Genomic DNA, 20614 nt, shown 5'->3' with positions numbered 1-20614 from the left:
TTCGAGCGGCTCCTGGATACGCGAGAAAGAGACGCGACGGGGACCAGCGGGTACGGCGGAGGCGTTGCGCGAGGCTGCCAACAGATGTCCTTCCGGAGAACACGGATGGAGTCGAGCTGCGCGCACACCGAAAGCCCCGGCGGAAATCCGGGGCGGCGTGGCAGCGCGAGGGAGCATCATAACGCACTCGGGAAACGAATGTCCACGCGTACTAAAAGCGTCAACCTCGGTGCCGCCCTCAGAATGTCACAGCACGAGGCGGCTCGTCAACTCCGGCGATCGCGCTCCGTCCCACCGGCTCGCGCGCGGCCTCCACCGGGTCCAGCACCTCGAACGCCGGGCGGCGCGGCACTCTCGGGACCGGTGGCCCGTACCCGAGCCTGATCAGCATCTGCACGTGGCCCAGCGGCCCGGCGCGGTCGCCGGAGTGCTGGGCGGGCCGCAGGTCGAGCGGCTGGCTGAACAGCGACGCCGCCACGCCGCGCGCGGTCGCGGTGAGCAGCACCCGCTGGAGCGCCTGCCCGGCGCGCAGCCAGTCGAGCGGCCCGTCACCCCTGGTGAACAGCGCCGCGAGCTGCGGATCGGCCTCGAAGGCGGCGCTCGGCGCGCCCTCCGCGTGCCGCCCCTCCCCCAGGCGGAAGTCACGCATGGGCAGCTCGCCGTCGCGCGGGCGGGGGCCGACTGCGTGCCGGGGCACGCCGTCGCGGCGGCCGGGAGCCGTCCAGCGGGCGAGCTCGGCGCGGTAGGACTCCTCGGCGGCGAGCGTGGCCTCGGCCACGCCGATCATGCCGAGCACACGCCGGGCCGTCCGGCCCTTCAGCAGGACCAGCGTGGCGCCCTCCGCGTGCGCGGCGTGGACCAGCTCCACCAGGACCGCGGTGGGCAGCCGGCGGCCGTCGAAGGGGAAGCGGTTGGTGCGCCGGTGCGGAATCATCTCGTACAGCAGGCGCTCGTCCTGGCCGGGCGGCCCCGCGGGGACGGCGCGCACGCGGGCCAGCAGGTCGGGGCGGTGGGCGGGGTCGGGCAGCGTCACGACGTGGGCGTCGTGCCCGGTCATCCGGACCGCCAGCCGGAGGTTGCACAGCGCGGCCCCGCAGCTGACGCCGAGCCCGCGGCCCAGCGGGTCGGTGACCCGGAGCAGCCTGCCGAGGTCGGCGTACAGCTCCATGGTCTCTTCGTCGGCGCAGCGGAAGCGCCATGGCTGGGTGTTGTGCACCGACGGCGCCGCGGCGGCGGCGTTCACCATCCGGCTCACGCCGCCGGGTGTCGCGAACGGGGGCGCGGTCATCGGGACGTCTCCGGTGCGGGGATGACAGGTGACATGGGCCTACGATCCCGCGCCCGGCCGTGGTCTCGTCAGGGACCAAAGGCCCGGGGATCGCCGCCGATGGCCCGTTCGCGGCCTGGCCCCACGGGCTCGCGGGCTACGGGGTCGTTATACGCTGGCGTCATGACCCCGCAGGATCTCGACAACCTCACCCACCTGCGGCGGGCGCGGGATCTGATCGACCGGGAGTACGCGCGTCCGCTCGACGTGCCGACGATGGCCCGTCACGCGCTCATGTCTCCGGCCCACTTCTCCCGGCAGTTCCGGGCCGCCTACGGCGAGACGCCTTACAGCTACCTCATGACCCGCCGCATCGAGCGGGCGATGGCGCTGCTGCGCGCGGGCGCCAGCGTGACCGACGCGTGCATGGCGGTCGGCTGTACCTCGCTCGGCTCGTTCAGCTCGCGGTTCACCGAGCTGCTGGGTGAGACGCCGAGCGCCTACCGCGCCAGGGAGCACCACGCCGTGTCGGCGATGCCGCCGTGCGTGGCGAAGATCCGCACCCGCCCGGCCAGAAACGCTTCGAGCACGATCCGAGAAGCGCGCCGCGAATCCGCCGCCTAGCGTTGCCGGCATGACCATCGCCTTGCAGTACTGCCACATCAGTGTCAACGACGTCGACGAGTCGCTCGCCTTCTACCGCGACGGGCTCGGCCTCGAGGTGCGCAACGACGTCCCGTCCGGCGAGTTCCGCTGGGTCACCCTCGGCAGCCCCGACCAGCCGGGCGTGGAGATCGTGATCTCCACGCCGCACGCCGGCCGGTCCCAGGAGGACGGCGACGCCCTCCAGGAGCTGCTCGTCAAGGGCGCCCTGCCGATGATCATCTTCCGCACCGACGATCTCGACGCGACCTTCGAAAGGGTCCGGGCGACCGGCGCGGAGGTGCTCCAGGAGCCCATCGACCAGCCCTGGGGCCCGCGCGACTGCGCGTTCCGCGACCCCTCGGGCAACATGCTGCGGATCTCGCAGGAGCCGAAGGCCTGACCGCGCCCCCGGAGCGGTGGCCGGCCCGAGAGGGTCAGGTGAAGCGGCGGTAGCTGACGGGCCGCCCGTCGGCGGCGACGCTCGCCACCATGACCTCGGACCCCGGCCGGGGCGCGTGGATCATCTGGCCGTTGCCGATGTAGACGCCCACGTGGCCGGCCGGGTGGCCGAAGAAGACCATGTCGCCGGGTTGCGGGGTGCTGACCGGCTTGCCGCTCGCCTGGTATCCGGCGGCGGTCGTGTCGCCGATCTTCACGCCCGCCTGGTTGAGTGTGTAGTAGACGAGCCCGCTGCAGTCGAAGGCGCTCGGCCCGTTGGCCCCCCACACGTACGGCTTGCCGAGGTGCATGCGGGCGGCCTCGACGATGCGGTCGCCGGTGGCGGTGCCCGGCGCGAACGACAGCGGTTGCGGCGGCGCGCCGGAGCCGCCCGCGTACGACGTGGTCCCGGTGCCCGGACCGGTCGCGGAGTACGGAGTGGTCCCGCCGGGCGGTGTGCCGTCGCCCCCGCTCTGGTACGTCGTCCTCATGAAGTCGTCCGGCAGCGTCGACGGCTCCCACACGACGGTGTGGCCCGGCGCCGGCACGAACGTCTGGTCGCCGGGCGCCTTGATGGCGGCGAAGGTCGACTCGTGGTCGTCCAGGTAGCCCTGGATCTTGGTCATGGCGGTGGTGACGGCGGTGTTGGCCTCCGTCTTGTGCGGCGTGGCCGCGTCGATCGCGTTGCCGACCTCGGTGGCGACGGCGTCGCTGTCGTCGCTGTGCTCGTCGGCGTACTCGACCAGGCGGTTGCAGATCGACGTGATCTCCGACTCGGCCGTCTCCAGCGCCCCGGCCGCCGTGTCGAGAGAGGCGGCGCTGTCCTCCAGCACGTCGTGGAGCGCGGTCCCCGCCTTGTCGTACTTGCCCATGTACCCGTCGAAGGCGTCGGCCGACGCGCCCTCCCAGGCGGTGTCGACGTCGTTGACCGCGGTGGTGACGCGCCCGGTCTGCTCGCTCACCGTGCCCGCGGCGGACCGCCACCTGGTGGCGATGGCGCGGATGTCCTCGGGGTTGCCGCTGACGCTGCGCAGGATGTCGGCGAGCTCCCCGCTGCGCGAGCCGGGCAGTTGCGAGATCTGGGTGGCCAGGTCCATCAGGCCGCCGCGCCGCTGGCGTTGTTGGCGGTGCGGACGTTCTGCTCCACCTTGTCCAGGGCGCGCTCCACGCCTCTGAGCTTCCTGCCGGCGTGGCCGAGCTCGGTGTCGACCGTGTTCTCGACGTCGTCGACGAGGGTCGCCAGGCCGGAGGAGTCGGTCAGCTTGCCGAAGATCGACGAACTCGTGCCCGTGACCGGATAGTCGTCGCCCAGTTCGGAGAGCCGGCTGGCCGCCTTACGCGCGGCCGACGCGCACTCTTCAAGCGCCTGGAAGTGGAGGCCGAGGTCCGCCACCGACTGCTCCCCCCGCACTTTTCACCATGATGTCCTTGCCGCAGACCATATTGCCTCAACATCAACAACAAGCGCATCTGTCCTGGAAGATCCGCACGGCCGGAACCGCTAAGCCGCGGAACCCGCCTCCGCCGTTGACGCTCCAGACCTTCGGCGGCGATGTCGGCGACGCCGCAACGTATCCGTACATCACTGTACGTTTCTGCTTATCGTAGGGTTCCGGGCTCAGGCGGCGCGACGCCGTGTGGAACCGCGGGCGGCTGCTCGCGGCCGCCCGGCGGTCTTCGCGGAGCACGGGCACGAGGTGGCGCTGGCGGAGATCGCGCGGGCGGCCGACGTCAGCCGCACGACCCTCTACCGCACCTTCGGCTCCAGGGAGGAGCTCGCGGCGACGGTCTACGAGGACAACATCGTCCGGATCGAGGAACGCGCCGCGGAGCTGCGGGGCAGCGATTCCGGGGCCTTGGAGCTGTTCGAGTTCGTGCTCGACATGCAGCTCGCCAGTCGCTCGATCGCGCCGATCCTGCCGCGCTCGGCCGGCCGGTTCGACGATCTCGCCGCCCGTACGGCGGACGCCTTCCGGACGCTCGTCGAGGACGCCGCCCGTGCGGGCACGGTCCGCGAGGGCGTCGGCCTCACCGAAGTGCTGCTCGCGATCCGGATGGCCGAGGTCTTCGCCGCCGAGGAGGACGCCGGCGTCCGCGCCCGCCACCACGCCCGCGGCCGGGTGGTGCTGCGCCACGGCCTGTTCCCCGGCGAGGTCGTCGCCCGCCTGCCCGAGCAGCCGGTCGGCCGCCGGGGTTAACCTGGGCCGATGGAAGATCTTCCGGACGGGTTCGGCGAGGCCGACCTGGTGGCGGCGCTGCGGGAGTTCGGCGTGGCGGCCGAACAGGTCGCGTACGCGCCGGTGGGGTTCGGCGACTACCACTGGACGGTGCTCGACACCGGCGGCCGGCGGTGGTTCGCCACGGTGTCGGACCCGGCGCGCAAGGAGCACGGGCTGCCAGGGCTGAGGCGGGCCATGGAGACCGCGGCGGTGCTGCGCGAGCGTGACGGGCTGGAGTTCGTGGTGGCTCCGGTACGGTCCCGCGGCGGCGATCCGGTGATGGCGGCGGGGCCGCGGTACGCGGTGACCGTCTTCCCCTGGGAAGCGGGCATGTCCGGTCATTTCGGGCAGGAGCAGACGCCCGAGGAGCGCGACCGGTTGCTGGCGCTGCTCGCTGACCTGCACGGCCGCGTCCCGCCGGAGACGACGCCCGTCGCCGTCCTGGACGTGCCGGGACGCGACCGGCTGGTGGAGTCGCTGGCGGACCCGGGCGGTGACGGACCGTTCTCGGCGGAGGCGGGCGTGCTGCTCAGGAAGCACGCCGGTGCCGTGCTGGAGCGGCTGGCCGAGTTCGACGAGCTGGCCGGACGGGTGCGCGGGCGCGGGGACGGGCTCGTGGTCACGCACGGTGAGCCGCATCCCGGCAACCTGATCAGGCGCGACGACGGCCGGCTGCTGCTGGTGGACTGGGACACCGTGGGGCTGGCGGTGCCCGAGCGCGACCTGGCCGTGGTCTCTACCGACCCGGCCGCGCTGGACGCCTACGTGCGGGCCACCGGCAGGCAGGTGGACGTGGCGGCGATCGCGCTCTACCGGCTGCGGTGGGCGCTGGCCGACGTGGCGGACTTCGCCGTACTGCTGTGCGGGCCGCACACGCGCACGCCGGACACCGAGACCGCCAGACACGGGCTCGCCTGGACGGTCGAACGCCTCGCCGAGGGACCATGGTCGCCCTGAGCGACCGCGGCCGGGCCACGACGCGTACCAACCAGCTCGGACCGTGCTCGCCCTGAGCCACCACGGCCCGTCCACGACGCGTGTCGCCCGGCTGCGGAGCGCCGGGGACGGGTGGGCGCTCGGCTCTGCCGAGGCCGCCTCCCGTGAGGGCCCTACCTCTCTCGGGCCTCTTCCTGCGGGAGGTAGGACGTGAGCTCCCGCTGGTAGGGGAAGCTGCCCGGCTGGTAGCCGCACCAGGGCTCCTCGGCGAACACGTCGCCCGTGCAGGCGTACGCGCGAGAGCGTGAACCGCCGCAGACGGCCCGGAACTCGCAGGCGCCGCAGCGTCCGGAGAGCCGCCCGGGATCGCGCAGCGCGCGGAACAGCGGAGCGGACCGGTAGATCTCGGTCAGCGGCCGCTCGCGCACGTCGCCGCAGGCCACGGGGAGGAAACCGGACGGGTGCACGCTCCCGGTGTGGGAGACGAACACCAGGCCGCGACCGGCGTTGACGTCGACGGGCGGGCGGCGGACCCGCCGCTCCCTGATCAGCCCGGCGTGCCGGGCGCGCCGCCGCAGATCCCGGTAGAGCGGGCCGAGCCCGAGCTCGGCGGCATGGTCGGCGCCGCGTTCCGCCAGGATGAGCCGTTGTACGGCGACGCGCCGGAAGTGGTGTGCCTCGGTGGTCTTGACCGGGACGACGGTGCCGAGGTCGTGGACGAAGTGCAGCACGTCCTCCGCCTCCTGCGGGCTCAGCGCCGCGAGGGCCCTGCCGCGGCCGGTGGGCACGAGGAAGAAGACGCTCCACAGCATGGCGCCGTGGTCGCGTACCAGCCGGGCGATGTCCGGCAGCTGGGACAGGTTGCGGCGGGTCACCGTGGTGTTGATCTGCACCTTGAGCCCGGCTTGGCGCGCCGCCCGCCAGGCGGCCAGGGTGCGGGAGAACACGCCGTCGTAGCCGCGGAACTCGTCGTGGCGGGCGGCCGTGGCCGCGTCCACGCTGAGCGAGATCGCGGCCGCGCCGGCCTCGTGCAGCCTGCTGAGGTTGGCGGGGGTGAGCGCGGGCGTGGCCGAGGGCGAGACGGAGGGGGCCAGGCCGAGCTCGCGGCCGTACCGTACGAGGTCGAACAGGTCGGGACGTTCGAAGGGGTCGCCTCCGGTGATCACGAACAGCGGCGCGGGACGGCCGAAGGCCGCGACCTGGCGCATCAGCTCCCGCGCCTCGTGCGTGCTCAGCTCGCCAGGATGGCGGTCGGGCCGGGCTTCGGCGCGGCAGTGCAGGCAGGCCAGCGGGCAGGCGCGGGTGGCCTCCCAGATGACGATGAACGGCGCGGCGCCGACATCACGACGCGCACGCCGCAACGGCCGCGCCATCAGGGCGGGGCCTCTGGCCGCGGCCGGGTCCGTGGTCACGACGGGGTCCGTGGTCACGGCGGGCTCTGTGGCCGCGGTGAGGTCGGTGGAGGTGGGGTCGGTGGTCAAGGAGGTTGCTCAGGGTTCAGGGGGCGAGGGCGATGCTCGCGGTGAGCAGGGCGGTGCCGGTGGCGGTCAGCAGCGCGCCCAGGCCGATGACCAGGGTGGTGACCTGCCACGCCTGGTAGGCGTTGAGCAGTGAGGCGCGCAGCATCTGCCCGGTGAAGGCCGTCTGGCGCAGCGCCGCGAGCTCGTCGTCACCGCCGGGCGCGGCCATCAGCTCGGCGCTCACCTGTGCGTAGGTCCGGCCGCCGGTGGCCGCCAGCACGTTGTCGCCGATCACGTCGGCGAACGCGCGGGCCTGGGGGCCGGTGACGACCGCCCGGCCGGCGAGCACGGCGGGCGGTCCCGTGCGGGGGAAGCTGATGCCCTGGCCGCGCAGTTCCCGGCGGATCTCGGCGCGCCCCCTGACCCCCTGGACGGCCATGACGGGTCCCGACAGCACCATCGCCGCGCCCACCGCGCCCAGCAGGGTCACCGCTGCCTGCAGCATGCTCACGTATCGCTCCTGACGTCGTCACGCTGGTGGGTCCGGCGTCGGCCGGACACCGCCCAGGTTTCCGGCGCGGGCCCGTGCACGGCAGGGACGAAAGTCCCGCGGCGGCGTCCGATGGACCATCTTTCCGAACGCCTGCCCGATGGCCGTCAGCCGCCCACGACGCGGAAGGTGGCGTCGCCGCGACCCTGCGCGTCGGTGATCGGGTCGATCCTGAGCAGGTAGTTCGAATGCCGGAGGTACCGGTCGGGATAGTTGTACGACTGGAACGACGTCCACGACGAGGCGGCGAGCCCAGGGACCTGGCGGAAGGTGGCGTCCGCGGCGAAGACGGCGGTGCCGTCGTCGGGCGCCAGCACCAGGTCGTACCCGTAGTGCCGCAGGTAGTAGCCGGGGTAGTTCACCGACGCGAAGGACACGTACCCGGAGCCGTTCGCCAGGCCCGGCACCAGCCGGAACTGCGCGTCCTGGGCCGGGCTGACGTTAGCGTCGAGGCGCACGTCGAAGTCCGCGTGCCGGACGTACCGATCCTGGAAGTTGTACGACTGGATGCGGTTGACCGGCAGGGTCGCGCCCCAGCGGCCGAGCACCCGGCCCTCCTCGGCGGCGGTCAGGCTGAGCACGGAGCCGTGCCGTTTGCGGCCGGCGCCCATGGCGTAGTCGGAGCGCGTGCGGAAGTTCCGCGTGCTGCCCAGGTTGGTCGAGGTGATAGGCATGTAGCCGCGGCCGGTGGCGAACTGGTCCAGCCAGAGCGCCCATTCGTCGCGGTCGTTGAACTTCATCCACATCGGGCCTTCCACGACGTTGCCGCCGCCGGTGCCGTTGGAGATGCCGAGGTGTGACAGGTTCCCGAGGCTGGTCCAGGAGCCGAGGATCGAGTTGGCGGCCTCGATCGAGATGTGCCCGTCGGCCGACGCCCGGTAGTAGCGGTACCCGCCGACGGCGCCGGGCACCTCGACGATCTGCGTGTCGATGATCCCCTGGGCGCCGCCGCGCTCGATGAACGGCTGCGGCGCGGTGAAGCTGCGGAAGTCGCTCGTGCGTACGTACCAGATGCGGTGCTTGGTCACGCCGTCGCGCGGCGAGTTGGTCGCCCAGTAGATGACGTAGTCGCCGGTGGCCGGGTTGTAGATGGCCTCGGGCGCCCAGGCGTTGCCCGCGCCGGGGATGGCGCCGGCGACGTTGATCAGCCGTGGGGCCGACCAGTTCACCAGGTCGGCCGACTCCCACACGACGAGCGAGGTGCTCCCCCGGTTCGCGGCGTCGCTCCAGGACGTGCCGGCGGCGATGCGCAGGTCGGTGGCGACGATCCAGTAGCGGTCACCGGCGGGCGACCTGACCAGGGCGGGGTCGCGGACCCCGCGCGTGCCGACCGTGGAGCGCAGGACGAGCGCGCCGTTGTTCAGGTCGGTCCAGTGCAGCCCGTCGTCGCTGTGGGCGAGGTAGATCTGCTCCCCGTTGGCCGACTCCCCGGTGAAGTGCGCCATCAGATATCCGGTGAAAGGTTCCAGCGCGGCGGCCTCCTTCTGGTCGGCCACGGACAACGACGCGAACAGCAGGCAGGCGGCGGCGAGCACCGCGCCCAACCGGGAAAGGGCTCTCGACATGCGCGTCTCCTTCACCAGACGGGATGTTATCGCTAACATTTCGGAACGGAGCACTCCCCCGGCATTCCGCCAGTGTGATCGTCCGTACCGGGGCGGTCAATACCCGAGACGGCCCGCCGCACCTGGGGTGCGGCGGACCGGCGGCGGTCAGCGTGCCTGGTTGTCCACGTCGAGGACGAGGCGCGCGAGCTCCACCCGATCGACGTTGGGGCCGTACGCGTCCGCGTTGCCCAGGACGATCGCGCCCCGCTCCGTGGTGAGGGTGAGGGGCGTCGCCTGCGGCCAGAAGTTGTCCCAGGCGTAGTTGTGCCGGAACACGCCGCGGACCGTCATGCCGCCGGTCTCGGTGATGTCGAGGAACCGGTTGATGACGTCGGTGTTGTAGGGGTGGCCGGTGTTGGTGTCGGCGTTGGCGTAGTGGACCAGCAGGACGTACGCGCCGGGGCCGAAGCCGGCCGGGCGCTCCAGCGTGAGCGTGTTGCCCGCGCCGTTGCCGAGGTAGCCGACGTACGCGCCCTCGGAGGCGTTCGAGCCGCTCGACGCGGGGACGGTGGTCACGTTCGCCGTGCCCGCGAGCGCGGCCCGCTCGGCCTCGACGCGATGGACGGCGGTGTCGGCCCCCGCGGCCCGGACGGTCGCGACCCCGCGCAGCTCCAGACCCGCCGGGCCGCCCACGTCGACCGTGGAGACCCCGGCCGGCAGGTACACCCGCGCCCGGGAGGCGGCCTCACCGGGGCGCGTCGCCCGCAGGCCGGAGATCTCGCGCCCGTCGAGCCTGACCCGGAGGTCGCCGGCGCCGCGCGCCCGGTAGGAGAGCGTCAGGTCGTAGTAGCCGTCGTGGCCGGCGGCGACGAAGAACCTGGCGCGCGCGTCGCCGCCGAGGGCGACGGCGGGACCCTGGCCCTCGCGGGTGATCCGGGCGCCGCCGGACAGCCGCGCCTCGTCGGCGGGGTACGCCGCCCGCTCTTCCCCGGTGATCTCGGTGAGGTCGAACCTGTCGAGAGTGATGTCGCTGCCGGGCAGTCTGGTCGTGCCGTCGGCGCTGGTGCGCAGGGACAGTTGGTGGGTGCCGGCGGTCAGCTGGATCTCCACGTCGGTGCGGCCCCGGTAGGTCCAGCCGAGGTTCGCGGAGTACTGCACGAGCTGGCGGAAGGCGCCGTCCACGAACAGGGCGTGCCTGCCCGGGGCCTTGTTCGCGCCCTGGTAGACACCGAGCCGGTAGCGGCCGTCGCGGGGGACGGTGACGGGGAACGTCACGGCGGAGCCGGTCTGGTTCATGGCGCCGACGTCCCGCTTGCCGGAGGTCGCGTACTTCTGCGGGTCCGCCGTGGTGTCCTGGTCGAAGGCCCGGGCCGCGGTGAGGGTGGCCGACTCCGCCTCGGCCGACGCCGTCCACGGCGCGTCCGGACTCGGGGCGGCGCCGCTGGAGGGGACGATCGTGACCCGGTAGGCGGCCATGACGTCGCCGCCGGGCAGGTCCACCTGGAGGCTGCCCGACGGCACGGCCGCGCGCCTGGCCGCGATCACGGGCGGCTTGAGAGCGTCGCCCTCGTACCCGGTCCAGGTCGTCCTGGACACGACGACGTCGACCTGGGTGCCGAAGACGTCCCGGCCGAGCCCGGAGACGTCGAGCCGGACCGGCTCGGAGCCGCCGCCGACGAGGATGGTGCCGCGCCGCGCCGAGGCGTCGACGGCGGCCACGGCCTGGACCGTGTCGGCCGCGTTCAGCCGCGGCGGGGTCGCCCTCACCGTCTCCCCGGTCAGGTCCGCGTACCACTTGAGCAGCCACCAGCCGCCGTTGGCCTGCCTGGTGCGGACGGCGTGGTCGTCGAGGTTGCCGGCGTAGGTCCAGTAGGCCATGTCGGCGTCGACCTTGGTGTCCTCGAACAGGGAGATCCACTGGATCATCTGGCCGGGGACGGACATGTCACGCCGGTTGCCGTACTCGTCGATGTTGACGGGCAGCGGGCCGAAGCCGAGCTCGCGTTCCAGCTGCCGGTAGTGCGCGTGGTGGGCGCGGTAGTCGGCGAGCCGGTCGCGCTGCAGTTCGTGCCAGGCCATGATGTCCGGCAGGCAGTTTCCCTCGGGGTCCCCCGCGCAGGTGGCGCCCTTGGCCCAGGTGAGGAAGTCGCGGAGGCGGCCGGGGTTGTAGCCCGCCTCGTTGGGGCCGACGATCCGGGCGGTGGGGTCGATCGACCGGATGCGCTCGAACACGGCCTTCCAGTCGCTGAAGAACTTCTGCTTCAGGGTGTTCCAGTTCTGGTACCAGATCAGGTCGGGCTCGTTGAACGGCACCCAGACGAACTTGTCCTTGTCGCGCGGCCGCTCCCGGACGACCTTGCGGACCATCGCGTCGACCTTGGCGAGGTAGTCGTCGATGCCGCGGTTCTCGTACGGCCACTGGCTGTAGACGTCCTGCATGTAGATGACGACCTCCTCACCGCCGGCGGCGAAGAAGGAGTCGGCCACGACGAGCGCGTCGCCGTTGGGGTGCTGGTCGCCGTCCGGCGCCTTCTGGGCGACGGTGCGCGGCCGGGCGCCCGCGAGCAGCGCATCCCCCGGCACGCCCGGGTCCGCCAGGCCGTAGAGCATGCCGGTCGCCCCGCCGTGGACAGGCCCGGTGCGCTGCGCGAAGTCCACCGTGACCACGTCGGGGGCGGCCGACGCGCCGGCCGGGGCGGCGGTCAGGGCGGCGAGCGTCACGATGGCCGCCGCCGTGCAGGCATGCCGGAGTAACGGATGGAGGTGCATAGCTGTCCTCTCCCGAAGGGGGGTGATGCGCTTACTTGACGGCGCCGCCGGTGATCCCGGAGATGATCCTGCGCTGCGCGACGGCGAAGACGGCCAGCAGCGGGAGGCTCATCAGGATGATGTAGGCGAAGATCAGGTGCCAGTTGTTGAGATACAGGCCGGCGTTGGCGACCTGGAACAGGTTGAGCGGCAGCGTGTCGAGGCGTCCGCCGACGACGAAGAAGGCGTAGAAGACGTCGTTCCACACGTACAGGCAGATGAGGATGGTCGCCGTGGCCAGGACCGGGCGCAGCAGGGGCAGGATGACCGAGACGAACACGCGTACGGGTCCCGCGCCGTCCATCCGGGCCGCCTCCTCCAGCGACAGCGGCACGGTCCTGATGAAGCCGGTCACGAAGAAGATGACGGTCGACAGGTAGATGCCGGCGTAGACGCCGATCATGCCGACGGCGCTGCCGGCCAGGCCGAGCTGGCGCAGCAGGAGCACGATGGTGACGACGGCGGGCGGCAGCACGATGCCGCTGATGGCGAGCGCGTACAGCACCGCGTTGAGCCGGCCGGTGCGGCGGGCCAGGATCCACGACGCCATCGAGCCGAGCGTGAGCACCAGCGCGACGGACGGGACGACGACGAGCAGGCTGCCGAGGAAGGCCGCCGGCACCTCGCCCTGCTGCCAGACCTGGGCGAGGTTCTCCCCCAGCCGCCAGCGCGCGGGCGGGGAGAGGTCCGGCGACAGGGCCTCGCCCTGGGACTTGCCGGCGGTCACGACGATCAGCCACAGCGGCACGCCCATGACGGGCACGACGAGCGCGACGACGGCGATGGGGCGCAGCCGCGCGGCGAGCCCTCGGGAACGGGACGGCGGGACGCGGCGGCGGACGGCGCCGAAGGCCGGAACTGTCACGTGATGTCCTCCCTCTTGCGCAGGACGCGGATGACCGGGAAGGCCAGCAGGGCCACCATCAGGAAGAGCACCAGGCTCATGGCGGTGGCCTGGGCGAACAGGCCCTGGCCGAAGGTGCGGTAGATGAAGATGTTGAGGATCTCGGTGCTGCGCGCGGGCCCGCCGCCGGTGAGCGCCTGGACGATGTCGAAGCCGTTCATGGAGCCGAGCAGCGCGGTGGCGACGTTGAAGGTGACGGCCGGGGCCAGCAGCGGGAAGCGGACCGACCAGAAGGCCTGCCAGGGCGAGGCGCCGTCGATGCGGGCGGCCTCGGTGACGTCCTCCGGGATGGTCTTGAGCCCGGCCAGGTAGATGAGCATCGACAGGCCCATCCACTTCCAGGCGTGGATGGCGGCGGCCAGGACGAGCGTCCAGGTGGTGCTGCCCAGCCAGGCGACGGTCACGGGCTGCCCGGTCACGGCCGAGAGCAGGTCGTTGAGGCTGCCGTCCGGCTTGAGCAGGGCCTGGAAGACGTACCCGACGGCCAGCGCGGACATCAGCACGGGGATGAGGAAGATCAGCCGGGCGGTCCGGTTGAGCCAGGTGTCCTTCTCCAGCAGGACGGCCAGGCCGAAGCCGAACAGGTTCTGGAACAGCGCCACCAGCGCGGCGTAGACCACCGTGACGCGCAGCGAGGCGACCAGGGTGCCGTCCGACAACAGGAAGCCGAAGTTGTCGAAGCCGGCGGGACGGATGTCGCTCTTGAAGCTGGACCAGTCGGTGAAGGCGTAGACGAAGTTGAACAGCGTGGGCAGGAAGAAGAACACGAACAGCAGGGCGAACGCCGGCGCGAGGAACCACATCGGGTGCGTGCGGCCGCGCCCGGCCCCGGCGGGCCCCTGCCGTCTGCCGGGCGCGCCGCGTGCTGCGGGCGGGTGGGTGAGCGTCTCCTGACCGGTCGGCACGAGCGGCTCCTTGGTGAGAGCGGCGGGAGTCCGAGGCCTCCCGCCGGGACGGGCGTGGGTCAGAAGCCGGTGGCCCCGGCCGCCTTGGCGAGCTGGGCGAACTGCTTCTGGGTGGCGGCGGCCACCTCCTCGGGGGTCAGGCTGCCGACGACCATGTCCGCCAGGTTGAGGTACAGGTCGGGGTTGGCCACCGCGAGTGCCTGCATGGAGCCGGCCGACCGGCCGAGCGAGGCGTGCACGTCCAGCAGCGCCTGCGGCACGCCGTCCGGGCTGGGCACGTCCGTACGCAGCGAGACGGTCTTGCGGTCGGCCGCGAACCCGGCGTAGCCGGGACCCATCCAGTACGCGAGCAGCTGCCGGGCGGCGGCCTCGCGCGCGGCGTCACCGGTGCGGAAGGCGACCAGGGCGTTGGACTGGTCGGGGATGAAGGTGCCGACGTTGCCCGACGGCGAGATCGGGAAGAAGCCGATCTTCTCGTCCAGCTCCGCGGTGCCGGCCTTGGCCTGCAGCTGGCCGAAGAACGAGTTCACCTGCATCACCATCGCGGCCTCGCCGGACAGCAGCGCCTCGCCCTGGTCCTCGAACGTCGCCGTCTTGATGTCGCCGTTGAAGAGCCCTTCGTCGATCAGGGCCCGGTACTTCTTGATCGCGTCCAGGATGGTCTTGTCCTCGAAGGTCTCCTTGCCGGTGTTGACCCGGTCCCAGAGGCCGTCCTTGGCCGCGTCGGCGAGCTGGACCTGCACCCACCACTGGGTGGCCCACTTGTCGCCGGCCATCTCGAAGAACGGCGTGACGCCCTTGCCCTTGAGCGTGCGGGCCACCTCGACCATCTCGTCGAAGTTCTTCGGCGTCCCGGTGATGCCGTTGGCGGCGAAGACCTCCTTGTTGTAGTAGACGCCCTCGACGGCGGGGCTGGTGATGAGCGCGGCGTACCGGGTCTCGTCCAGCAGGCCGGTGATGTCGCGCAGCTCGGGCGAGAGCGTGGAGAGCCAGGGGGCGCCGTCGAGCGGCTGGAGGTTGGCGCGGGCGTTGAGCGCGGTGAGCATGGACGCGGTGGGCTGCCAGAAGGCCAGGTCCGGCTTGTCGCCGGTGGCCACCTTGGTCTGCACGCCCTGCTCGTAGGGGTCGGGGATGGTGACGACCTCGACCTTGGCGCCGGTGGCCTGGGTGAAGGCGTCGATGACGGCCTTGGGCGCGGTGTTGCTGTTCTGGGCGGCCCAGATGGTGAGCGTGGTCCCGTCCAGGCGGGCGGCGGGCGAGGGCCAGGCCGCCGGTGAAGCGCCTTCGGCGGGCGCGGCGGGGCCGGCGGCGGGATCGCTGCAGGCCGTGACGGCCAGGACGAGGGCCGCGGCGGTGGCGAGGCGCTGTACGAGCTTCACGGTTTGTCTTCCTTTATCCGCGTTCGGCAACGATAGTGCCGAACGTCTCGTTCGGGGGGTCAGCGGGGACGGAGGTGCAGGATGCGGGCGGAGGGAGCGGCGCCGGCGGTGACGGTCAGCTCGCCGGCGCGCGCGTTCCACGCGTGGGTCCAGCCGTCCGCCGCGGCGGGGTAGGCGATCTCCACGTGCAGAGCTCGCCCGGTCAGGTGAGGCAGCGGGAGCACCGTGGCGCCCGTGGCGCCGGGTCTGCGCCAGACGCCCAGGTGTGTGGCGTCGCCGGCGCGCAGGCCGAGGGCGAGCCAGGGGTCGTCCCAGCCCGGCAGGCCCAGCGGCCAGCACGGCGTGGCGCGCGGCAGGTCGGCCCTGAGGCTCCGGTGGAGCCGGAGGCCCTCCCGGACGAGGGCGAGCTGGCCCGGGGTCATCCGGTGCAGGTTGCCCGACAGGTAGAGGCGGCCCAGGATGCCGGTGCACAGGGTGAAGACGATCTCCTCGTCCGCCATCCAGGGCTGGGGGTAGGCCCAGTTGGCGGCCTGCTCGGGCAGCACCGACAGCGGCGCGGCGACCGCGATCGGCGGGTAGCGCAGGAAGTCCTGCTGGTCACTGGTGGACTGCAGGTTGAGGCGGGCCAGCATCGCGTAGTCCATGCGCATCGCGCCTGAGCCGCAGTTCTCCAGCACGAGGCGCGGATGGCGGTCCAGCACGCTTTCCAGCCAGGCCAGGTGGGCCCGGTTGTGGGCGAGCAGCCCGGCGCCGGCGCTGGTGGCGCCGAGGTCGGTGCCCGCACCCGGGTTGATGTTGTAGTCCAGCTTGAAGTAGCCGACGCCCAGCTCCTCCACCAGCCGGTCCACCACCTGGTCCAGGTGCGCGACGGCGGCCGGGTGGCGCAGGTCCAGGTGGTAGCGGCCGTGCTCGGCGACGCGGGCGCCGCCGCGCTGCAGGAACGCCTCGGCGGGCAGCTTGCCGGCCATCGGGCTGCGCACGCCGATGACCTCCGGCTCCAGCCACAGCCCCGGGGTCATGCCGTGGCCGGTGATGCGGGCCAGCACCTCCTCCAGACCCCGGGGGAACCGCGTCCGGGAGGGCTCCCACTCCCCCACGCTGTCCCACCAGTCGCCCCCGTCGTCGTACCAGCCGGCGTCCACGCAGAACACCTCGGCCCCGGCGGAGGCGGCGGCGTCGACGAGGGGCAGCAGCTTGTCCGTCGTCGGGTCGCCCATCACGGTGTTCATGTAGTCGTTGAACACCACGGGCAGCGCGATCCGGTCGGGATGGGGGCGCACCAGGGCGCGGCGGTGCGCGGTCATGGCCGCCACCGCGCCCTCCACGCCGTCGGCCGAGACGGCGACCGAGACCGGCACGGTGGTGAACGACTCGCCGGGCGCGAGCAGCTCGCTCCACTGGTGGTCGGCGTCGGCCGGCCCGGACAGCGCCACGTACGCGCCGTCCAGCCGGTCGCCGATCTCCCAGCGCCAGGGGCCGTTGTGCTCGATCTGCCACAGCCAGGTCTGTCCGGTGCCCCGGTCGGTCAGCCCGCCCATGGGCACGTGCCGGCCGCTGGACCAGGTGCCGGTGCTGGTCAGCGCGAAGGCGCCCCGGCCGTGCTGGCCGTGCCCCGCCAGGCCGAGATCGGCGATGCGCGCGCCGAGCGGTTCCCTGGTCCACCGGCTCTCCCCCAGCCATTCGCTGCTCGCGTACAGCACGTCGAGGTCGGCCACCGGCCGGCCCAGGAAACCCGCGGCGAAGGACGTGACGGCCAGCAGCAGCACCGGCTCCCGGCCCAGGTTGGTCACCCGTACCGACGCCTGCACGGCCGGCACCCCCTCCCGGGAGCGGAGCGTCACCTCGGCGGCGAGACCGGACGCCTCGTCGCGCATCCGCAGCCGCAGCTCGTGCCGGCCGCCCTCCGCCGACTGCGCCGCGCCCGCGTAGCGCAGCCGGCAGCCCACCGCCGTCTCCGACAGCCGCTGCGAGGCCCTGGCCCGGCCCTCGCCCGGGACCAGCACCTCGACCAGAGGTTGCGACACCCGCGCGGTCAGGGCGGGCGGCCCCGCCGACAGCTCACGCAGCACCACCGGGCGATCCGGATGGATCTCCACCACGGCGGCGAGGCCGGCATGGCCCCAGCGCAGGTGTTCGGCAACGTCGGCAGTCATCAGGACCTCGCTCTTCACTGGATGATGTGACCGGTCACATTGGCGAGTGTGATCGGTCACACGCCGCGAAGGGAAGACCTGTTTACGGGATCGTTACGTGGCGGTCCGGGGACCGGGCGGCGGCGCGGTGGACTCGCGCACCACCAGGCTCGGCGGCACGAGGGCCGGCCGGGGCTGCTCCTGACGGCCCAGCTCCGCGACGGCCGCGCGGAAGCAGGCCCGCCCCAGCCCCGCGAAGTCCATCCGGACCGTGGTCAGCGCGGGGGTCGAGTAGGCGGAGCCGGGGATGTCGTCGAAGCCGACGATGCTCACGTCGCCGGGCACGTCCTTGCCCGCGTCGTACAGCGCCCGGCGCACGCCCTGGGCGATGTCGTCGTTGCCGCACAGGATGGCCGTCACGTCCGGGTCCGCCGCCAGCCGCCGCCCGGCGGCGTAGGCGGAGGCGATGTCCCATCCGCAGCCGAGCACCTCGGGGATGTCGGCCCCGGCCTGACCCAGCGCGTCGCGCCAGCCCGCCAGCCGGCCGCCCGAGCCGCCCTCCGACGGGATGGCGACGTGGTGGACGGTGCGGTGGCCCAGCGCCAGGAGGTGCCGGCTGGCATCGGCCGCGGCGCGGCGCTCGTCCAGCGCGATCGCGACCCGGCCGCGCTCGGGCGCGGCGGGCTCGGCGGCGGCGACGGCGGGGACGTGGTCCGGCAGCGCCTCCAGCACCGCGACGCCGATCGGGTCGAACGCGATCACCACCACGCCGCCCGCGCTGGGGTCGCCGACGTAGTCGGCCGCCTGCTTCACCTCGGCGGGCTCGGCCGACTCCACCACCCTGACGCCCACGGCCATGCCCTCCGCGCGGGCGGCCTCCTCGATGCCCTGCAGCGTGGCGGCGTAGCCGTACAGGACGGTGTTGGACGTCACCACGGTGATGCCGGGGGCGCGGCCCAGGCTGAGCGCGCGGGCGGCCCGGCTGGGCCGGAACCCGAGCTGCTCGATGGCCGTCAGCACGGCGGCGCGGGTCTCGGGCCGCACCCGCGGCGACTCGTTCAGCACCCGGGAGACGGTCTGGTAGGACACTCCGGCGGCGGCGGCGACGTCGCGGATGCTGGGCACGGCGACCTCTCGGGAGCGGGACGCGCGTCGGGGTGTCGGAGTCACGGTCACATCGTAATTCCGGGCCCGATCGCGCTCAGCCGGCCACCCGCTGCGAGGCCAGGTCGGCGACCCTGATGCCGAGCTCCGGCACGATCGGCTCCCGCTCGGCGGCGCGCAGGACGTCGGCGAGCTCCCAGGAGACCGCGCCGTCGCCGCGGAAGGCGAGGGCCCGCAGGCCGGGCTCCTCCCCGGTGGCGAGCACCAGGTCGGCCCCGCTCGGCCAGGTGAAGCGGGAGATCCCGGGCTCCAGCGGGGTCTCGGCGCCGCCGAGGACGTCGCGGAGCACCCGGCGCACCGGGTCCCACCGCGACACCTGCCCGGCGACCGCGGGCAGGGCCGCCCAGGCGACCTCGGGTTCGGGCCACGGGGGCGTCAGGCTCAGGCCGGGCATGTCGCCGGCCAGCTCCTCCGGCATCTCCTCGGCCTGGGCCATCTGGACGAGGAAGCCGAGACCGGTGTCCTTGGGGTGCAGGAACGCCTCCTGCCATCCCTCGAAGTCCAGGTTGACGAGGATCGGCTCGAACCCGGCCGCGCCCGCCGCGCCGAGGCTGGCCCGGATGTCGCGCACCTTGAAGGTGATGTGGTGCGGGCGGGCCCGCGCGCCGGTGCCGTCGAGGAAACGGCGGACGAACGACGCCGGGTCGGAGCCGGGCTGCAGCAGCTCCACCCGCATGCCGTTGGCGTACTCGATCTGCGCGGGGTTGAAGGCCCCGGGCTGCTCGAAACCGTGGCGCCAGCGGCCGCCGAAACGGCCGGCCAGGACCGGGCCGCCCTGGGTCCAGCTCCGCACGGCCAGAGCGACATGATCCAGCGAGTAAGCCGTCATGAGACCCCTAATTTCGGACGAAAACCGTCTATTAGACGCTAAAGCGGGTGCCGGGCGGTGTCAAGATCCCGGAGCGCGGTAGTGGACGGCGGAGAGCACGAAGTCCACGGTCTCCTCGGCGTACGCGTCCTTGCGCGCGGCCAGGGAGGCCGTCTGGCTGATCGGCGTCGAGAGGAAACGGTTGGTCAGGACGCCGGCGACCGCGTCCAGCACGAGCGCGGGAGACGTGCCCGGCGGCAGCTCGCCGCGCTCGATGGCGCCGATCACGATGGCGCGGCCGATCCTGATGCGCTCGCGCTGGAACGTCTCCAGCGCCTGCCCGAACAGCTCGGGATAGACCCTGGCCTCGATCTGTGCCCTCAGGTAGACCAGCCCCTGGGGTTCGAGGTAGCTGTCGAGGATCTCGCCCGCCATCTGGATCAGGTCGTTCCGCAGCGAACCGGAGACCTTCTCCTCCGGATGGCGCGGAAGCCCCGTGGCCAGGGCGTCGACGATCAGCTTCTCCTTGCTCCCCCACCTGCCGTAGAGCGTCGCCTTGCCCACATGGGCCCGGCGGGCCAGCACGTCGAAGCTGAACCCCGCCCAGCCGACCTCCCCGTAGAGTTCGAGGGCCGCGGCGTGGACGCGGGTCTCGAGGTCGGGGTCCGGTGGACGGCCTCGTGCGCTCACGCTCCCAGTGTGCCAGATTCGGTGATCATCGCTCAGCGATCGGCGGCCGGCGCCATGGCCTCCACCGCGGACAGCAGCAGGTCGACGCCGAAGGAGTAGTAGGCGTCGAGGTCGGGAGGGCCGGTGAGGGTCGCCGCGAAGGCGGCCAGGTGAGGGTAGCGGCGGGGAGGCAGGCGTTCGAGGTCGAGGCGCTGCCGCCGGCTGAGCTCCGCGGCCTCCTCCTCGTCGCCGCCGGCGCCGCCGGGCTGGCAGGACACCATGGCCGTGGCGCCCATGAGCAGGTAGGTGGCCACCTGGTCGGCCTGCGGGAGGGTGAACCCGGCCTCGGTGAGCAACCCGATCACGGTGTCGGTGGCGCGGTGGTAGGCCTCGGCCGTGCCCTTGTCGATCACCGGCAGCAGGGCGGCGAGATAGGGGTGGGCGCGGGTCTGCTCGACCAGCGCGGTGACCAGCGCGCGCAGCCGCTGCTGCCAGGGCCGGCTCGGGTCCACGTCCGCGACGAGCGCCGCGAGCAGGTGGTCGGCGAGCGCGGAGAGCAGCTCGTCCTTGTTCTTGACATGCCAGTAGAGAGCCGTCGGGGTGACGCCGAGGTCGGCGGCGAGGCGGCGGATGGTGACCGCCTGGAGCCCGTCGGTGGCGGCGATCTTCATCGCCCGCTCGACGACGGCCTGGCGGGTCAGCTTCTCCGGAGTCACCCGGCAACTCTACCTGTGCAGTGTTCATGTACGGTGTTCATGAACATTGGACATGAACGCTGTACAT

At 72.7% G+C, this 20614-nt stretch carries 19 protein-coding genes; 4 read left to right on the top strand and 15 right to left on the bottom strand.

Features of this window, described 5'->3' with window-relative positions:
* Positions 1-238 precede the first annotated feature (238 nt).
* Positions 239-1288 (bottom strand): Acg family FMN-binding oxidoreductase, encoded by a 1050-nt coding sequence (locus tag ACZ6YG_RS13730; RefSeq protein ID WP_466018158.1) that lies wholly within the window; start codon positions 1286-1288, stop codon positions 239-241.
* Between the two features lie 162 nt (positions 1289-1450).
* On the opposite strand from ACZ6YG_RS13730, the gene ACZ6YG_RS13725 reads away from it, so the two are divergent.
* On the top strand, positions 1451-1891 hold the full coding sequence (locus ACZ6YG_RS13725) for a helix-turn-helix transcriptional regulator (RefSeq protein WP_148031781.1): 441 nt from the start codon (positions 1451-1453) through the stop codon (positions 1889-1891).
* A gap of 10 nt (positions 1892-1901) precedes the next feature.
* Positions 1902-2312 carry a VOC family protein gene (locus ACZ6YG_RS13720; protein ID WP_148031782.1) on the top strand — a complete coding sequence of 137 codons (411 nt, stop codon included), beginning with the start codon at positions 1902-1904 and terminating at the stop codon, positions 2310-2312.
* A 34-nt stretch (positions 2313-2346) separates the two neighbouring features.
* On the opposite strand, the gene ACZ6YG_RS13715 is transcribed toward ACZ6YG_RS13720, so the two are convergent.
* Positions 2347-3447, bottom strand: a complete 1101-nt coding sequence (locus ACZ6YG_RS13715) for a bifunctional WXG100 family type VII secretion target/C40 family peptidase (RefSeq protein WP_222708956.1) — start codon at positions 3445-3447, stop codon at positions 2347-2349.
* Positions 3447-3743: a hypothetical protein gene (locus tag ACZ6YG_RS13710; RefSeq protein ID WP_148031783.1), complete on the bottom strand. Its 297-nt coding sequence runs from the start codon at positions 3741-3743 to the stop codon at positions 3447-3449. The genes ACZ6YG_RS13715 and ACZ6YG_RS13710 overlap by 1 nt, the downstream gene beginning before the upstream one ends.
* A gap of 244 nt (positions 3744-3987) precedes the next feature.
* On the opposite strand from ACZ6YG_RS13710, the gene ACZ6YG_RS13705 reads away from it, so the two are divergent.
* Both ACZ6YG_RS13705 and ACZ6YG_RS13700 read left to right on the top strand, forming a co-directional pair.
* On the top strand, positions 3988-4548 hold the full coding sequence (locus ACZ6YG_RS13705; protein WP_466018157.1) for a TetR/AcrR family transcriptional regulator: 561 nt from the start codon (positions 3988-3990) through the stop codon (positions 4546-4548).
* A 9-nt stretch (positions 4549-4557) separates the two neighbouring features.
* Complete coding sequence (locus tag ACZ6YG_RS13700; RefSeq protein WP_466018156.1) at positions 4558-5526, top strand: phosphotransferase; 969 nt, start codon at positions 4558-4560, stop codon at positions 5524-5526.
* A 152-nt stretch (positions 5527-5678) separates the two neighbouring features.
* On the opposite strand, the gene ACZ6YG_RS13695 is transcribed toward ACZ6YG_RS13700, so the two are convergent.
* From ACZ6YG_RS13695 to ACZ6YG_RS13640, 12 genes are all read right to left on the bottom strand, one after another.
* Positions 5679-6986, bottom strand: coding sequence for a TIGR04053 family radical SAM/SPASM domain-containing protein (locus ACZ6YG_RS13695; RefSeq protein ID WP_466018155.1), 1308 nt, complete (start codon positions 6984-6986; stop codon positions 5679-5681).
* A gap of 16 nt (positions 6987-7002) precedes the next feature.
* Positions 7003-7476 (bottom strand): hypothetical protein, encoded by a 474-nt coding sequence (locus tag ACZ6YG_RS13690; protein ID WP_466018154.1) that lies wholly within the window; start codon positions 7474-7476, stop codon positions 7003-7005.
* A 146-nt stretch (positions 7477-7622) separates the two neighbouring features.
* Entirely contained in the window at positions 7623-9080 is a 1458-nt protein-coding gene (locus ACZ6YG_RS13685) for a glycoside hydrolase family 43 protein (protein ID WP_466018153.1), read from the bottom strand.
* A gap of 147 nt (positions 9081-9227) precedes the next feature.
* On the bottom strand, positions 9228-11831 hold the full coding sequence (locus ACZ6YG_RS13680; RefSeq protein WP_466018152.1) for a CBM35 domain-containing protein: 2604 nt from the start codon (positions 11829-11831) through the stop codon (positions 9228-9230).
* 31 nt (positions 11832-11862) lie between these two features.
* On the bottom strand, positions 11863-12735 hold the full coding sequence (locus tag ACZ6YG_RS13675) for a carbohydrate ABC transporter permease (RefSeq protein ID WP_466018151.1): 873 nt from the start codon (positions 12733-12735) through the stop codon (positions 11863-11865).
* Positions 12732-13679 carry a carbohydrate ABC transporter permease gene (locus ACZ6YG_RS13670; RefSeq protein WP_222708958.1) on the bottom strand — a complete coding sequence of 316 codons (948 nt, stop codon included), beginning with the start codon at positions 13677-13679 and terminating at the stop codon, positions 12732-12734. Before ACZ6YG_RS13670 ends, ACZ6YG_RS13675 begins: the two co-directional genes overlap by 4 nt.
* A gap of 59 nt (positions 13680-13738) precedes the next feature.
* Positions 13739-15058 (bottom strand): ABC transporter substrate-binding protein, encoded by a 1320-nt coding sequence (locus ACZ6YG_RS13665; protein WP_466018150.1) that lies wholly within the window; start codon positions 15056-15058, stop codon positions 13739-13741.
* A gap of 59 nt (positions 15059-15117) precedes the next feature.
* A complete protein-coding gene (locus ACZ6YG_RS13660) occupies positions 15118-17211 on the bottom strand; it encodes an alpha-galactosidase (protein ID WP_466018149.1) in 2094 nt (697 codons plus the stop codon).
* Between the two features lie 93 nt (positions 17212-17304).
* Positions 17305-18360: a LacI family DNA-binding transcriptional regulator gene (locus ACZ6YG_RS13655; RefSeq protein WP_466018148.1), complete on the bottom strand. Its 1056-nt coding sequence runs from the start codon at positions 18358-18360 to the stop codon at positions 17305-17307.
* A gap of 31 nt (positions 18361-18391) precedes the next feature.
* Positions 18392-19183 carry a VOC family protein gene (locus ACZ6YG_RS13650; RefSeq protein WP_466018147.1) on the bottom strand — a complete coding sequence of 264 codons (792 nt, stop codon included), beginning with the start codon at positions 19181-19183 and terminating at the stop codon, positions 18392-18394.
* A gap of 60 nt (positions 19184-19243) precedes the next feature.
* Positions 19244-19852, bottom strand: a complete 609-nt coding sequence (locus ACZ6YG_RS13645; RefSeq protein ID WP_466018146.1) for a TetR/AcrR family transcriptional regulator — start codon at positions 19850-19852, stop codon at positions 19244-19246.
* 32 nt (positions 19853-19884) lie between these two features.
* Positions 19885-20547, bottom strand: a complete 663-nt coding sequence (locus tag ACZ6YG_RS13640) for a TetR/AcrR family transcriptional regulator (protein WP_219545888.1) — start codon at positions 20545-20547, stop codon at positions 19885-19887.
* Positions 20548-20614: the final 67 nt, after the last annotated feature.

The organism is Nonomuraea sp. NPDC054003 (genome assembly GCF_055585125.1).
This window is presented reverse-complemented; position numbering and strand designations above follow the sequence as displayed.

Excerpts from the sequence above, each read along its gene's own strand:
- ACZ6YG_RS13730 (WP_466018158.1), bottom strand. The coding sequence starts at position 1,288 with ATGACCGCGCCCCCGTTCGCGACACCCGGCGGCGTGAGCCGGATGGTG.
- ACZ6YG_RS13725 (WP_148031781.1), top strand. The coding sequence starts at position 1,451 with ATGACCCCGCAGGATCTCGACAACCTCACCCACCTGCGGCGGGCGCGG.
- ACZ6YG_RS13720 (WP_148031782.1), top strand. The coding sequence starts at position 1,902 with ATGACCATCGCCTTGCAGTACTGCCACATCAGTGTCAACGACGTCGAC.
- ACZ6YG_RS13715 (WP_222708956.1), bottom strand. The coding sequence starts at position 3,447 with ATGGACCTGGCCACCCAGATCTCGCAACTGCCCGGCTCGCGCAGCGGG.
- ACZ6YG_RS13700 (WP_466018156.1), top strand. The coding sequence starts at position 4,558 with ATGGAAGATCTTCCGGACGGGTTCGGCGAGGCCGACCTGGTGGCGGCG.
- ACZ6YG_RS13685 (WP_466018153.1), bottom strand. The coding sequence starts at position 9,080 with ATGTCGAGAGCCCTTTCCCGGTTGGGCGCGGTGCTCGCCGCCGCCTGC.
- ACZ6YG_RS13680 (WP_466018152.1), bottom strand. The coding sequence starts at position 11,831 with ATGCACCTCCATCCGTTACTCCGGCATGCCTGCACGGCGGCGGCCATC.
- ACZ6YG_RS13660 (WP_466018149.1), bottom strand. The coding sequence starts at position 17,211 with ATGACTGCCGACGTTGCCGAACACCTGCGCTGGGGCCATGCCGGCCTC.
- ACZ6YG_RS13650 (WP_466018147.1), bottom strand. The coding sequence starts at position 19,183 with ATGACGGCTTACTCGCTGGATCATGTCGCTCTGGCCGTGCGGAGCTGG.